A 17011-nucleotide genomic window follows, 5' to 3' on the forward strand; every position below is an offset into this window, starting at 1 on the left:
ACTACACTTAAAAATAAAATTATAAAACAATTTCATCTGCAATTACTTCTGCTTGTTTTAATACTGTTTCTGTTGCGAGTTTTTGCATATCTGGTGGATAGCCAAACTGCCTTAAAGTCCTTTTTACTATTACCCTTAATTTTGCCTTTGCGCTTTCTCTTATTGTCCAATCAATAGAGGTGTTTTTCCTCACCCTGTCAAAAAGCACTATGGCCAGCTCTCTTAATTTTTCTTTGCCCATAAGCTCTCTTGCGCTCTCATTATTCGCAACAGCAGTATAAAAAGCATACTCATATTCACTAAGCCCAAGTTCTTTAGGTTCCTTGTCAGATTCTTTTATCTCTTTTGCAAGTTTTATAAGCTCTTCTATTACCTCTGCTGCAGTCAATAACTTGTTGTTGTATTTTTTAATAAGACTATCCAGAGATTCCATTAAGGAACGGCTTTTTACAAGATTTGTCTTTATCCTTCCCTTTATTTCATCATTTATTAGTTTTTTAAGCACCTCTATGGCAATGTTTTTTTGCTTCATTGATTTTACTTCTTCTAAAAATTCATCAGAAAGTATGGAAATATCAGGCTTTTTAAGACCTGCTGCATCAAATATATCTATTACCCCATCCGACGCAATTGCTTTATCTATTATCTGTTTTATAGCGGTTCCAATTTCCTCTGTTGTTTTTGCACTTTCATTTCTATTAAATTTTATAAGTCTTGATTTTACTGCCTGAAAAAAAGCAACTTTTTCTTTTATTTTAAGGGCCTTTGGATGAGGAATTGCCACTGCAAATGCTTTTGATAGGGCAGATACTGCATCAATAAATTTACGTTTTCCATTTTCAAGTCCTAAAATAAAATCTTCAGCCTCAAGTATTATTGAAAGTTTTTCTGAAGTATTGGCATTAAAATATCTTTTGTAATCAAAACCAAAAAACATATCCTTAACTATTTCATATTTTTCAAGCATTATCTTTACTGCTTCTTCCTGGAGCTTGGCAGGGTCTCCCTTGCCACCACTTTCAGCATAAAAAGAAAGAGCCTCCTTTAAATCCGCTGCAATTCCAAGATAATCTACAATAAGTCCGCCTGTTTTATCTTTATATACCCTGTTTACCCTTGCAATAGCTTGCATTAGTGTGTGACCTTTCATTGGTTTGTCTATATACATGGTGTGAAGAGATGGCACATCAAAGCCTGTAAGCCACATATCAACTACAATTACCAATTTCAGCTCATCTTCTGGATCTTTGAATCTGTCAGCAATTATCCTTCTCTGTTCTTTTGTTAAATGAAATTTTGCTATTTCAGGCTCATCAGATGAAGAAGTGGTCATTACAAGTTTTATAACACCTTTTTTTAGCTCATCACTGTGCCAGCCTGGGCGAAGTTTTACAATTTCATTATAAAGCCTTGCTGCAATCCTCCTTGTCATTGCCACCACCATACCCTTTCCATCCATTACCTCAAACCTTTGCTCAAAATGGTTCACAATATCTCTTGCAATTTGCTCTATGCGTGATTTGCTGCCTACTAGGGCTTCAAGTTTTGCCCATTTGGTTTTTGCCTTTTCCATATCTGAGAGATTCTCTTGTTCAAGCTCTTCTTCAAACTCTTTAATTAATTTTTTACCTTCTTCTGTAAGATTTATTTTTACAAGGCGGCTTTCATAATAGATGGGAACTGTAACACCATCTTCAACAGCATGGGAAATATCATAAATATCTATGTAGTTGCCAAAAACCGCTGGTGTGTTTCTGTCAGTCTTTTCAATTGGCGTTCCAGTAAAGGCAATGTATGTGGCGTTTGGGAGAGCATCCCTTAAATATTTTGCAAAACCATATTTTATTTCCCCGCTATTTCTATCTATTTTTGCTCTAAACCCATATTGGGTTCTGTGTGCCTCATCAACCATTACAATTATATTATCTCTTTGTGATAGTGTTTCATAGATGTTGCCCTCTTCAGGCCAAAACTTTTGAATTGTAGTAAAAACAATTCCTCCAGCATCCACCTTAAGTAAGTTTTTTAGATGCTCTCTGCTTTCTGCCTGTATGGGCTCTTGCCTTAAAATTTGTGTTGAGGCAGCAAATGTATCAAAAAGCTGATCATCAAGGTCGTTTCTATCTGTGATTACAACAACTGTGGGATTATCAAGAAGTCTCACTATTTTGGCAGTATAAAATACCATGGAAAGGGATTTTCCTGAGCCTTGAGTGTGCCAAATAACACCTGCTTTTTTGTCTCCTTTGGGTTGCTTTTTTACATCAGCAAGCCCATAAGAGGCTGGAGATTCCTTTAGTAACAGGTTATTTTTTCTGCCTGATGCCCTTATTGTGGATTCAACTGCCTTGTTTACAGCATAATATTGATGGTATGCTGCAATCTTTTTGGTTATTTTTACAGTTGTCTGTCCTGACTTGTCCTGTTTTTTGGTTTTATCAAAAACAACAAAGAACCTAATGTAGTCAAGGATTGTCTCTTTGTTTAAAAGCCCTTTGATTAACACCTCAAGCTGACTCATAAGATAAGAGGCTTCTCTTTTCCCATCAATGGATTTCCAGGCCATAAAGCGGTCAAATCCTGCTGACAAACTCCCAGCCTTTGCTTCAAGACCATCTGAAATTACAAGGATTTCATTATAGGTAAAAAGCAAAGGAATTGTCTGTTTATATGTTTGAAGCTGATTAAAGGCTGATTTTATGGTTGTATCCTCATGAGCTGGATTTTTAAGCTCAATAACAACAACAGGAATTCCATTTATAAAAAGAACAACATCAGGACGCTTATTTATATTATTTTCAATTACTGTAAATTGATTTACAACCAAAAATTTATTGTTTTCAGGGTGTTCAAAATCAATAAGCCAGACAATGTCGCCTTTTTCCTCTCCATTTTTTCTGTAAATAACATTTATTCCCTGTGTGAGCATCCTGTGAAAAAGTTCGTTGTTTGCAATTAAATTGGGCGTGTTTATGTTTTGAATCTGTTTTATGGCATCATCAATTGCATCTTCAGGAATATCAGGATTTATGCGCATAAGAGAGGATTTTAAAACATCAAATAACAAAACATCGGAAAAAGATTGACGATTGGCGATTTGCGAATGGCGATTTTCACAGTCAGGAGCAATGTCAGGTCCAAAGATGTAATCCCAACCAAGGGATTGAAGAAGTTCTATGGTAAGTTGTTCAATATCATTTTCAATTAATTTAGACATAATATTTATCTTCCTTCCATTTTAAGGGGTTATTTTCAATGTATTGTTTAATACTGAGATAATCTTTTTCATCTCTTATAATGTGTTCATAGTAGTTCCGCTGCCATATTCGTTATTTTATCCACCATTTTTACCGCAATATTTAAAATCATTTTATTATCAATAATTTTACCAAATAAATTGGTCTTATTTTGTGTGCAAATGGTAATAAAATACAACCCAGGTTGGAAATAATCGTAATTCTTTAATCGAATGGAACGGCGATGGTGGATGTGTTTCTTTGTTATTATCACCACAGTTTTTCCTTTTCAATATTTTTGGTTAATATAAAAAACCAAACAAATACAACGGTATTACGCCCTTCTCCGCGTATAAAACATCATCTTTTACTATGAACGCCTTATCTTTTTGTTGTTTTATCTGTTTCTTGCTTTTGTTTTTCCCGCCTATTTCAAAATAATAGTTGTCATCCACTATAAAATCTCCGACCTCTTTACTATATCTTATATTATAATTAGAGTTTTTTACTTGACTTACAAATATTAGTTCTCTTAAATTTCCAATATTTGTATTGTTTCTAATTTCTTCATTTATTGCATTATACAATGTCCCATTTTCAATATAGATTTTTTTCGGGCTTCTTATCATAGTGCTAGCAATACCTTCTTTAAACAATAGATTCAACAACCTTGCATCTTCCAGTTTGGTAATAAAATTTATAATGGTCTTATTGTCCTTTTTCAAATTTTTGCTAAGGTTATTTATATTAATCTCTCCTGGTTGCATGGTTGCTATAAAGTATATTAGTTTTTTTAAAACAATTAAATTTTCTGTATTTAAACTTGTAACTTCAACAATATCTTCATAAATGACCTTCTCATACATATTTATTACTTTAGAAACTATAGCTTTGCTATTTTCAAAATATATAGGATAGTATCCATATTTGTAATATTCCTGAAAATCCAGGAGGATTTTACTATTTTCAGCAATGCTAAATGCCATATCCTGATAGTTTTCTACTATTTCTTTAAAATCATAAGGTTTATAGTTCTCATCATATTTTATATTCAAAAACTCTCTAAAAGAAAGACCGTTTAAAAAATAGGTGACACATCTTCTTGAAAGATCATATTTAGCTTGTTTTATGTTTATACTTGAGCTTCCAGAAACAATAATTTGAACATCATTATAAAAATCATAAATATTTTTAATTTCCTGCTGCCAATTTTTGTATTTATGAACTTCATCAAGAAAAAAATTTTTTATCCCGTATTTTGTGTAGAAATCTTCAATAACATTAATCAATCTATTCTCAAGAAAAAAGATATGATCCAGTGTAAGATAGATTGTTTCTGATAGTTTGTACTTTTCTTTAATTAGTTGCAGCATTAAAGTGGTTTTTCCAGTGCCCCTTGCTCCTAATATTGCTATTAGCTTATTGTTTAAATCTATTTTTTCATAAAGATATCTTTTGTTTTTTATGTTTATGCCTTCTATTTTACCCCTTGATAATTTTAGCAAAAATTCCAATTTTAACCCCATATATCTTGACTCCATTCTATTTTCTATAGAAATATATACAATATTTTAGGAATAAAATCAATTTTTTTTGCTAAAAATTGTGACTATAGTCATAGTTGAGATCACCTATGTATTTCATAAACCACAAAATACCGTGGAGATGATTCGGAATTACCACATATTCCGATAATATTGTATTGTGTCTGATTAAATTTTTGTTAAGGTTTAGCATTCTTGTATTCCTCAATGTTTAAAATACTTTAATCTGCGAATATCAAATGCTTTTAAGGTGCCTTCTAGTATATTAGAAGCATGTTTATTGATAACAGGATTCTCAATAGAACCTGACTCAAAGCTGAATTTATTTCCATTCTTTTTGTCAATATTAACAAAAATTATTTGCTCTGCATCTCCTACTATAGCTAAATTGGGATTATGAGTAACCATTATCAATTGTCTTCGTTGTTTTGCCAATCTGATAAATTTTGTTAGGATTTTATATATACTCTCGTTGTCTAAATTTTCTTCAGGTTGGTCTATTATTAATGGAATATTATCCTTATCTAACATTAAATAAAAAACAATTAACAATGCCCCTTTTTCACCAGGAGACAACTGGGATATACTTTTTGATCCTAATTTTAGTTCATAAATAGGCTCAATATATTCCAGCGAGAAAAGATAGTTATAAAAATTTTTTAATTCTTTGACTTGCTCAAAAATATATCTCCTTTTTTCTTTTTCATCTTTTTCTTTAAAAGGCTCTCTGTGATCAACTTCTAATAAGTTAATTACATCTTTCAAAAAATTTACAATGTTGTCTTTTAAATTTACATCAATATCATTTAATTTTTCTTTTAATAAAGCCTCTCCCTCTTCTTTACCGCAGAAACTTCCTTTTAATTTTTGGTTTATGAATGAGAGAAACTTGTTAATAAATTCATTGTTAATATTCAATGCTGCTTCTATGATTATTTCATAATCTGAAAGTATCTCTCTATGACTGGCTATTTTGTCATCAACTGCCTTTTTAAATTGTTTGTATATTTCTACTAATTCATTTTTCTTTTCATATATCTTTATTGCCTTTTCTATCCTTTGTTCTCTTAACTTATTTAATCTACTGTCTAATTCGGAATCAATAAATCTTATTTGTTTCTTTAACCATTCTATAGTGTCCGTCTTAGATTCATTTCCCAATATTGCATTTTTATCCATTTGCCATTTTTTTAGTTTTTCTAAATATTCCTGATATCTTTTTTCTGGCTCAGATAATTTATCATTAATTTTTTGTATTTGTATATTAATTTCATTTTTCCTTACAATTAAACTTTCTTTTTTCAGTCTAGCTTTTTCTTCTTCTTCTATTTCCATTTCTCCTATTTCACTGTCAGAAAGAAGAAGTTCTTTAATAGCTTTTATCTGTTCATTTTTCTCTTTGATTATTTGTTCCAATTTTCGAGTATCTATTTTTATATTTATTATTTCTTCAATCTTTAAGCCAAATTTTTCGAATTTATGTTTATTTTCGTCTTTAAATCTTTCAATTCGTTGTTTCTCTAATTTTAAATTTTTAGATAGTTGTTCAAGTTCTTCTTGTTCCAACATTAAATTGTTAAGTGTTTCTCTATTTTTGTGTATTTCATCTTCAATTTCTTTTATTTTTTCTTTTAATTGCTTTAAATCTTCATAATATTTTTTTTGTTCTTCTGAAATAGTAGTATCTACCGCAGGATTTTTTACTTCTTTTGGTTTATTTTTTTCAAGTTCTTCCAGTTCTTTCTGTTTTAATACTAATTTTTCTTTTAATTCTTTTTTGTAATCTGGATGCTGTTTCTTTTCTAAATCAATTATTTTCTCATTTAATTGATCAATCTCGTCAAGAATAAGTTTTATTTCTTTTTCTATTGTTTCTTGTTTAAATTTTATTAACTCTTGGAATGAACTTCTACCTAATTTCTGCTCCTCCGGTAAATGACTAAAAACAATATTTTCTAATGTTTTAGGAAATTCCCTTTCTTCAATTTCATTTGTTAACTTCTCAAAAAAACTTTGAGGAAGATATCTTACTCTCTCAGGTGAGGCTAAATCCGATTCTTCGAATAAGTTCTTTTTTATTATGGAACCGTCAAACCATTCCAAGCTCGCGTCAAAATTTTTAGCAAGTCCTTTATTAAGAAATCTATCTTTTCTGAGAAAAGAGAAATCATTATTTTGATGTGAATTACCGCACAATCCCAAGATATCTACAATTGCACTTTTGCCACTTCCTCTATTTCCAATTATTGCAACAAGACCTGGATTGAATGGAATATCTATATTTTTAAACCAAATACCATGCCTTTCATCATATCCAGCAATCTGATTGATTTTTAATGACTTTATAAATTTTGTTTTGTTTTCATTAACTCGCTTCAATAATTCAGGTTCTTCAAAGGATACCCTGTCTTCTGGCTCATATATTATTTGTTTTAATCCTTCAAATGTAGGATCGGCTTTTATCCACACAAATTTTTGTCCTAAGTAATATCGTCCTTCTGCAGCATCCGAAGGATTAATGGTTCTACAATCTGAAGCATTTATATATGTCATATTTCTTTTATAATTCGTATCAATACCATGTATTACTTTATACATAAAAGTATTTTCGGGATACTCAAATATTTTCTTTGAAATTTGTGTAATATTTATAAAATCTTTATGCCATTCTTGGACTCTCCTTGTTCCTCTAATAGTGTCGGGGTTCAATACACCATTTTCTCTATCTGCATGAGCAAAGATAAAAATCGAATCAAGGTTTGCTTCATCTATTATTTCTTTTATTTCATCAATAGTTTTATTGCTTACTGGAATATTTCCGTTATTAGGAATAAGAGTTTCCCCAGGACTAAAACATTGATCAACTACACTTTTAATTCTGGAAATATCAGTATTTTCTGGAAACAAAATTAGCAAATGGATCCCACTTCCTTCTCTTGCAGTAATTTCAAATCCCGGTAAAATGGTAATATGGTTATTTTCTGCTTCTTTCTTAATATAAGGAAGTAAGGAATCATCTAAATTATTACAAAAATTATGATCAACTATACCCAAAACTGAAAGATTTTGTTGCAATGCAAATGAAATATATTGTTTTGCAAATTGTTTTTTGTTTTCCTCTGATGATAAATCAGGTCTGTTGATCCATTCATGATCAACAGGTGTATGCACATGCAAATCCCATTTACGCCATTCAGAGCCTCTTAAATAATTATTCATAACTTAACCTCCCTCTAAAATTTCACCCTCACCTCTCCGCTCATTAGTTTGGGTAGTAATGTGTCACGGAGTTTTTCTAATGTGCGGATTTGGATTAAGTTTACATTAATTTTATCAATGAACCCTTTAACTTTTTTTGTAAAAAAAACTATTTTTTCCTTGGGAGGAACAAAAAAATCAAAGTTAGGAATAGCATCCTTGCTTAAATGCAATACCGTAGAACCATTGGAAAATCCAATACAATGTTCTTTAAATAGCCTTGTTCGCATTAAATAATATAAAAATTCTTTGCTAAACCAATCATTCTTAGGTTCAATTTTAAGTACATCAGTGGATATTATCAATTTTTCATACCCTAATAAATTAAATATCAATAAAGGATTACCAATAATATCTGCATTTTGGGTTATATCCGTTTGAGCTACTACCAAATCTCCTGAATTAACTACCTGTTCTTCTTTATATTTGCCAGTGTACTCTTTAAAACCATCAAATCTTAATGAACCATCTCTCCCAAAATTTTTTAAAGTAACTAAAGCAACTTTGGAATTATTTAATTCACTACTTTTATATGAAACACCTCTGTATACTTTAACATAGTTTTCAAGTGTATTATATTCCCAATCCTCCTTTGCCTCTTCGATAAACCACTTTCTGAACAGAGCTTCCGCCATGGCTTCGAGGGTTTTGTTCTGACGGTGGAGGAGGTCTATTTTGTCGTCAAGAGAGGAGAGGACAGAGGCAATGGCGCGTTGTTCATTAATAGATTCGGGGATAATTATTTCTAAAGAATAAGCAGTGTTTCTGTTTAAACCTGGGACTGCACTATCTTCATTTAATTCTTCTAAATTTAGATTTAGCAACAAATAATATAAAAAATCAAAGTCGTATTTTTCATTGGGTAATATATAGTATGTTGTATCTATTGGATAAAACGGAATATCAGACTTATACACTTTTCCGATAGTTCCTTTTCTTCCAATTATTATTCCCTTTGAATTTACCAAGGCTTCATTGTGCCACCCTGTTATACCAGCAGAGCTAAAAACAGGCACATTGCCTTTAAGTCTTTTCTTTTCAGGTAATGACTTACCATAATTTAAATTTACTATATCTCCCAACCTTGTCCTTCTCCACCCATTAGGTATTATATTATAATTTAAAGCCATTTTATTTCTCCATACTTTTTCTTCAATTTCTCCACAAAATCACTATCAACTTGCCTAGCAAACGATATAAGACCTTTTATATAATACTGCATACTCAGGTAACTTTTAAAGCCTCGCTTCTCAGCATGTTGTGTAATATCCTTTGTACAATAATACCAGTGACATTCCAGTTTATTCCTAAAATCTTTTGGCAATCTTACCTTTTCTGAGTCAACTAGAAGTCCCAAAACAATTTTCCTGCCACCAGGTGGAATAATTTTAGTTTTTTGACGATTAGGTAATAACCCATGCTTAGGTAAAATGTTGAAAATATCTTTTATAAAACATTTTGCTTTTTTATAATCAAAAGAACTATCTATTGTTGAAAAAATCATGTCATCTGCATATCGGGTATAAACAAGAGAGAATTTTTGAGCGATATTATTAACTTCAAAATCTAAGTTTTTCATTATCAGATTTGATAATTTTGGACTTGTTGGTGCTCCTTGAGGTAAATGGCCAATGACATCTGCATTATATAGAGGAATTTTTTCTCTCGGATAACTTTTCCAATATGGATTATAAAGTTTCCATCCTGATTTTGACTGCTTTGTACACAATCTTGCCATTTCAAAAGAAACTAAATTATTATAACCAGCCACTTTAAAAACTCTATATACTTGAATTTCTGAGAGAGACTCAAAAAAATTTCTCAAATCTATTTTGATCAACCATCTACAAGATAAATGCTGTGAAGCGCAATCAACTATAGATTGTCCCTCCTCAAAAGCATAACTATACGGGCTACTTTCAAGATTACTTAATATAAATTTGTCAATCCATCTTTGAACTTTTAATAAATCTTTATTAGGAACACAAATCACACGATATCCTGAACTTCTCTTTCTTATTCGAAAAATTCTGTAAGCATTTACTTGTCTTGCTACTAATTTTCGTAATGTTTGATAAGGTATATCAGTATGTCTTGCAAGATGACCTAAAGTTAGAACTACTGGCAAATTTCTATTTTGGAGGATATCTGCTTGATTTAAAGCATTTTCAATAAGTTTGTCATCTTTCTTATTTTTTTTACCATAAATTTTATATAAATGAGGGGACCAACGCTTCATCTACTTTGACCTCCTGAGAGGTAAGATATGATGTTGTGACAAAGCGAGACATCGAGCGGCCGAAGGCGGCACAACATCATGCCTTAGTCCGCAAGCACCCGCTTTTCTACAGAGATTTGGTAATCCAAATCCCCAGACCGTTAAATTAACAGTCATTTCTACCTCCATTTTCCAAAGAGGTAGTTTTACTAGATAAAGCAGTTAATCCCCTCAATGACATAGGATAATAATATTCTTCTTTAATAATGCAAATATTTTCTTGGGATTTCTTCATATGTTTTTTTATTGATTTTAGTATATTTCTACCTTGCTTTGTAAGAATTAAGTTAGATGTTATCAAATTGTATTCAAGGCATTTATCTCGCAACTTCTCAACATAAATTATAGGGAGTTCCATCACTTCTGAAATAATAGATATTCTTCTTTTTTTCTTTGACAAACATAATAAGAATAAAAACAATCTTTTTGAGTCTTCACTTTGAGCCTTTAAAAAAGCATCAAAATTAAACTTATTATCGTCAAATCCTAATTTCTTTAAAGATTCCTCTACCTTACTTAAATTTAACCTTGTTAAATCAATAATCTGAGCAGGAAAAACATTTTTAGGGAAAAGAGGTTTCCATTTTTGATTTTTTCCCCACCAGATTATCCCAGGTGTAGTATTAGGAACACTATGAGGGAAAATTATGGTTGAAAAAGTCTTATTAAATCCCAATATCCATTTCTCTGGAATATTATATTTTTTAGCATATTTATAACATAGTCTTATTATTTCGTTTTTATCTTTAGATATCCAAAAACTTCTACCATCATTTAATTTTATATTGAATTTAATTTGTTCATCTGGAATAATATTTAGTGTTCTAATAATATCCTTTGATCTTTTCTTTCTTTCTGCATTTGTCTTTGTATCATTATTATATAAGTAATTGCCCTTTAATCCTTTTTCTGTAACAGCATAAGTTACTATTAAAAACTTTATCCATTTAAAAGAATACCAGCTTTTTATAGTCTTATTTCCATAAATCCATTCTATAAATTCTCTCATTCTTTTTCCAGAAGCAATTATATCATCAACACATATAATACTTCTAATCTTCTTTTCTTTTAGTTCTTTCAAGCTTAAATTGAAATAGACATTTTTCTTTGATGTAGCATAATCCCTGCAAAATTTTTGTAATATCCCTTCCGAACCTACATGGCTAGCTTCAGACATATGAGGAGTACCATCTTCTTGAAAAAAAGAAGAAGTATTTTTCTTTTTTTCAAAGACTGGATACAAAGCCGCAGGTAAATTTGTGGAATGTTTTGTCAATTCATCAAGAGCAGTACTTAATTCATTTAAAAACCTATGTTCGGATATAATAATTAAACTATCTATAAATTTCTTTGCTATCTGTTGATCTTCCCTATCAAATTGTTCTATATATTTCTTCCCAAGGTCAGTTTCAGATAATAACATTTTCCTCCCCCAACTTCACCCTTTTCCAGTCCTTCGGCAATTTTTCACTCATTTCTAATACTCCTATCTCCTTTTAAATGCCATAGCCTGTTTTTCTATTAAAAAATCTCTTTGTTTCCATAATAAATCTACAAATCGTAAATCTGTAATCGAAAATCGTAATTCTTCCTCAATCCAAAACCTCCCAATATCCGCCTTTGTCAGATCCTACTCTTCTGATTTTGCCTTGTTTTTTAAGTCTGGCAATCTGTTTCTCCACTGCTCTAGTTGAAATTTTAAGATTTTGGGACAGTTCCGATATAGTAATGTTTTTATTCTCTTTCATGTAGGCTATTATTTTCTCCGAACTTTTCTCCGAACTTTTCTCCGAACTTTTCTCCGAACTCTTTTCCACAGTTTTCTGGGTAGTTTTCTCTGTCCTATTAGGCACAAGGGGAATAATGATTTTAAATATGTCGCCTTCTATCAGTTGAGGTTGTCCGCCTTTTGAATAAATTGGAGTGTACTTAAAGATGTTCCTTACGCCGGATCCCAACTCATCAGCCCTTCCTATTTCTCTGAAAACTCTTGCAATTTTTGGATTTTTCGGAAACGCTGTGAAATTCTGAGGCGTGATGTGACCAAAACCGTAAGCTCTATTTGCATTTTCCGTGACCACGCGCTCTTTTTCAATAACAAGCCTGGCAGGATAAGGGCTTGAATATTCCCTGTGTATAAGGATGTTGCCTATAACTTCTCTAAAAATTTTATCTCTCAAGGAAACTCTGTGAACATTATCTTCAAGGTAAAAGGGATCGGGAAGGTGTTTTCTTATAAACTGCATGAGTATTTCAAAGGAATCTATCAGGTTTGTGTTTACGATTTCCCTGTCGTCGTACCTGTCAATGTTTTCTTTTCGCACTATTGCATCAGTTTTGTAATAAGCCAGTGTTGAGTAAATTACTTCGTCCATTCCAAAAAGAAGCAAGGCTCCAAGAGTAAAGCCTTCTTTGCCTGTATTAGCATCCTTTTGATAAAAACCAAGGCTTTTTAACATTGTAAAGTTGTCCATTTCTGGCAAAGGACTGTTGGAATTCCATGCTTTTATCATTTTCTTAACTTTATCAATCACTTTTTCGTTAAAGTCTTGTAGTGTTAGGTACGGATAGACTTTGTTTTCCGAAAAACTTGATTGTTTTCTCATGTAAAGCATGGCAACAGTGTCCGTGTGATTTGTTATATCAAAATCTCCATCTTCATTTCTATCATAAATCTTTCCATTACATCTGTGTACTTGTGAGCTTTCTGGAACTGTAACAATAATTAAATGTTTTCCTTCAACAATAATATCCTCTGCAAGCAAAGAAACTGGAGGGTTAATTTTTTGTGGGTTATTGGCAGAGGTTATTATTTCTTTATTTATCTTAATTACAAATTCAGGATCAATGCCCACAATTTTGCCATTATCTTTAACTCCCAGAAGAATATGTCCGCCAATACGGTTTAGAAATGCACAAATGGTCTGATAAACATCTTTATTAACAGCCTTTTTACTCTCTTTGAATTCAATGTTTATACATTCACCCATTTGAATTAGTTTTATGACATCTTGTTCTGTCATTTTACCCCTTCTTTTTCTATATCTATTTCTATTTTTCCCAGATTTTTAAGTATCAGTTTATTTAGCCTCTCTTCTTCTTTCAACTGCTCCAAAAATTCTGCTTTAAGTTTTGAAAATCTCTCCTCAAAGTCAAAATCTTCTTCATCATTGGGAAGTCCCACATAACGGCCAGGTGTAAGCACATAGTCCAGTTCTCTTACCTGCTCAATGGTTGCGGACTTGCAAAAGCCCTTAATATCAATATATTGAAGATTTTCGATTTTCGATTGACGATTTAATAAGAGGTCTTTCCATTCTTTAAAATTAATATTATCTTTCTCAAAATCCTTAAATAGCAAATCGTCATCCGAAAATTCTTTCTGCCACAGGTGATATGTAGTAGCGATTACTTTTATATCTTCTTGTGTTAAAATTCTGTTTCTACGATTTATAAGTTTTCCCATCTCCCTTGCATCAATAAAAAGAATCTCGCCTTTTCTGGTCTTCTTGTTTTTTCTAATAAACCATAAAGAGGCTGGAATTTGGGTATTTAAAAAGAGTTTAGGGGGCAGATTTACGATGCAATCAATAAGATCATCTTCTATTAGATTTTTTCTTATTTCATATTCTGCTTTTTGCTTTGTTGTAAGCGCACCTTTTGCAAGAACAAAACCTGCTTTTCCATAAGGCGCAAGATGAAAAATAAAGTGTTGAATCCAGGCATAGTTTGCATTTCCTTCTGGTGGAATACCATATTTCCACCGCACATCTTTTCTCACAAGATCTCCGCTCCAATCGCTATCATTAAACGGAGGATTGGCTATTACAAAGTCTGCTTTTAGGTCTTTGTGGGCATCATTTAAAAAAGAGCCTTCAGGATTCCATTTGACCTGAGTTGAATCAATCTGTCGTATGGCAAGGTTCATTTTGCAAAGACGCCATGTGGTTTGATTGCTTTCCTGACCAAAAATTGAAATGTCATCAACCCTGCCCTGATGTTGTTTTACAAATTTTTCTGATTGAACAAACATTCCCCCTGATCCACAGCAAGGGTCAAAAACTCTGCCTCTATAAGGTTCAAGCATCTCAACTAAAAGTTCAACAACACTTCTTGGAGTATAAAATTGCCCTCCTTTTTTACCTTCTTGCAGGGCAAATTCCCCTAAAAAATACTCAAATACATGTCCAAATATATCAGCACTTCTTTTTTTGGCTTCATCAAAGGCAATATTGCTAAATTCATCAATGAGTCCACCAAGGGAAATTGAATCAATATTTCCTTTTGCATATACTTTTGGAAGCACTCCTTTTAGGGATGAATTTTCTTTTTCTATGACTTCCATTGCCTCATCTATAAGTTTGCCAATCTCAGGATTTTTTGCATTGGATTTTAAATAATTCCATCTTGCTTTAGGAGGGACAAAAAATACATTTTCTGCTCTGTATTCATCTATATCTTCAGGGTCAGCTCCTGCGTATTCCCCTTCACCTGCTTTTAATTTTTCATACAAATGTTCAAAAACATCTGATATATAACGCAGAAAAATAAGGCCTAGCACTACATGTTTATACTCAGCAGCATCTATATTTTTTCTAAGTTTATCTGCTGCTTTCCATAGTTTTTGTTCCAAAGAAAGAGTTTTATTATTATTTATTTTTTTTCTCATATTTCCTCCTATACTTTCATAATCTTTATGCTAACTTTTACTGCTGTTTTACTTCTCAGCACGCTAAAAAGCATTGCAACTCCCTATATGTAAAGACGTAGGGAAGATATCTTCTGCCACCCCCACTTGAGCTCACAGATTGTGATCTTAAAAATTTATACTCTTCTTTTATTAATTGAAACAAAAAATCTACACAAACAATGAAACAACTTCAAACTTTTCTACATCTACCAAACCCTTATCTGTTAATTTTAATTTTGGAATAACTGGAAGGGCTAAAAATGATAAATGCATAAAAATTTTGCTTCCTAAAGAACTTACTTTTTGTAGTGTATCATCAATTTCTAATAATTTATTTACAACATTTTCTATATTTTCCAAACTCATAAGCCCAGCAAAAGGCAAACTTAAAAAAGAAATCACTTTTTGACCTTCTACAAATACAATTCCTCCACCTTGATCTCTTAAATAATTTGCTGCAAACAACATATCTTTATCATTACATCCTGCTACAACAAGATTATGAGAATCGTGTGCTATTGTACTTGCTATAGCTCCTTTCTTTAGCTTCAGACCTTTTACAAAACCAAGACCTATATTGCCTGTGTTTTTATGTCGTTCTATTACAGCTAATTTAATTATATCTTCGTTTATATTAGAAACTACATTATTATTTTCTATTTTAGGTTTTACAATTATTTGTTCAGTAATAATTTGATGAGGAATTATCTTAATAACCTTAAGTTGATCACCTTGAGGAATTATTTTAAAATCGTCTAAATTTAATTTAGGACAATTTAAAATATTAGTTGAAGAATTGTATTTATATTTAATAAAATCTAAGGAAGAGTATTTTTTGCCTTTTAAATACACATCAACAATATTAAATTCTTTTAAATTATCTAAAATAACAATATTTGCATAATATCCTGGTGCAATTGCTCCATATTTTTTTAACCCAAAATATCTTGCTGGGTTGATTGTAGCCATTTTTATGGCTAAAATAGGGTTTAATCCATTATCTATGGCTTTCTTTACATTATAGTTAATATGACCATATTGAAAAAGTTCATCAGCATGTTTATCATCTGTCACTAAACAGAAATTTTCTCCATTTTTAAAATTAACTATGGGAATAAGATCTTTTAAATTTTTTTCTGTACTACCTTCACGAATAAAGATAGTCATGCCTTTACGTAATTTTTCCAAAGCCTCTTCTTGTTTAAGGCATTCATGATCACTTTTAGGACCAGCTAGAATATAGGCATTTAAATTTTTGCCTCCTAAAAGAGGGGCATGTCCATCTATTATTTTATTTTCAGCTTGTTTTAATTTATCTAATACTTCTTTATTTCCTAAATAGGTTCCAGGAAAGTTCATCATCTCAGCAAGACCTAAAACTTTTTGAGGATATTTTTTAAATAAATATTTTATATCTTTTACATCTAAAATTGCTCCAGAAGTTTCTAAATGACTTGCTGGCACACATGAAGAAGCCATGAAATAAAAATCAACAGGTAATTTATCTGTTGCCTTAATAAAAATTTCTATTCCCTCAATTCCTAAAACATTTGCTATTTCATGAGGATCACACACTACACAACAAGTTCCCCATTTTCCCACTATCTTTGCAAATTCCCAAGGACTTAAAAAACTAGATTCTATATGAATATGACCTTCAATAAACCCAGGGCAAGCGTATTTTCCTTTGTAGTCTAATTCCTCTTTTCCCTTATAATCCTTTCCCACACCAACAATCATATCTTTATAAATTGCTATATCTTCTGAATAAATTTCTCCACTAAGTACATTAATTAATTGAACATTTTTTAAAACTAAATCAGCGGGTGCTTCTCCTCTTGCCACTTCTAACATCTTGACGTAATTATTCATAATTATCTCCTTGTTAGTAAAATTTTAAAAATCAAATTGACTCAAATATTTTTATTAAGAATAATAAAATATATTTAAGCAAGCAATGAGTTTAACAATTTAAAAAATTTAAGCTAATATTTCTATTCTTTAC

Annotated in this window: 9 protein-coding genes; all 9 read right to left on the minus strand. The window is 31.3% G+C overall.

Annotation, left to right across the window (positions count from 1 at the left end; genetic code table 11):
• Positions 1 to 19: 19 nt before the first annotated feature.
• Entirely contained in the window at positions 20 to 3217 is a 3198-nt protein-coding gene (locus tag BLP60_RS01265) for a type I restriction endonuclease subunit R (RefSeq protein WP_092062169.1), read from the minus strand.
• 321 nt (positions 3218 to 3538) lie between these two features.
• Entirely contained in the window at positions 3539 to 4762 is a 1224-nt protein-coding gene (locus BLP60_RS01275) for an ATP-binding protein (protein ID WP_159427666.1), read from the minus strand.
• Positions 4763 to 4984: 222 nt separating this feature from the next.
• Complete coding sequence (locus BLP60_RS01280) at positions 4985 to 7999, minus strand: TrlF family AAA-like ATPase (protein ID WP_092062175.1); 3015 nt, start codon at positions 7997 to 7999, stop codon at positions 4985 to 4987.
• A gap of 14 nt (positions 8000 to 8013) precedes the next feature.
• Positions 8014 to 9168, minus strand: a complete 1155-nt coding sequence (locus BLP60_RS01285) for a restriction endonuclease subunit S (RefSeq protein ID WP_092062178.1) — start codon at positions 9166 to 9168, stop codon at positions 8014 to 8016.
• Positions 9159 to 10277 (minus strand): reverse transcriptase family protein, encoded by a 1119-nt coding sequence (locus BLP60_RS01290; RefSeq protein ID WP_092062181.1) that lies wholly within the window; start codon positions 10275 to 10277, stop codon positions 9159 to 9161. Before BLP60_RS01290 ends, BLP60_RS01285 begins: the two co-directional genes overlap by 10 nt.
• 145 nt (positions 10278 to 10422) lie before the next feature.
• A complete protein-coding gene (locus BLP60_RS01295; protein ID WP_092062184.1) occupies positions 10423 to 11739 on the minus strand; it encodes a phosphoribosyltransferase-like protein in 1317 nt (438 codons plus the stop codon).
• A gap of 169 nt (positions 11740 to 11908) precedes the next feature.
• Positions 11909 to 13339, minus strand: coding sequence for an RNA-binding domain-containing protein (locus BLP60_RS01300; RefSeq protein WP_200779091.1), 1431 nt, complete (start codon positions 13337 to 13339; stop codon positions 11909 to 11911).
• On the minus strand, positions 13336 to 14985 hold the full coding sequence (locus BLP60_RS01305; RefSeq protein WP_092062187.1) for a type I restriction-modification system subunit M: 1650 nt from the start codon (positions 14983 to 14985) through the stop codon (positions 13336 to 13338). Before BLP60_RS01305 ends, BLP60_RS01300 begins: the two co-directional genes overlap by 4 nt.
• Before the next feature lie 189 nt (positions 14986 to 15174).
• Positions 15175 to 16878 (minus strand): adenine deaminase, encoded by a 1704-nt coding sequence (gene ade, locus BLP60_RS01315; RefSeq protein ID WP_092062190.1) that lies wholly within the window; start codon positions 16876 to 16878, stop codon positions 15175 to 15177.
• Between the last annotated feature and the right edge of the window lie 133 nt (positions 16879 to 17011).

It is taken from the genome of Desulfonauticus submarinus, assembly GCF_900104045.1.
Lineage (GTDB): Bacteria > Desulfobacterota > Desulfovibrionia > Desulfovibrionales > Desulfonatronovibrionaceae > Desulfonauticus > Desulfonauticus submarinus.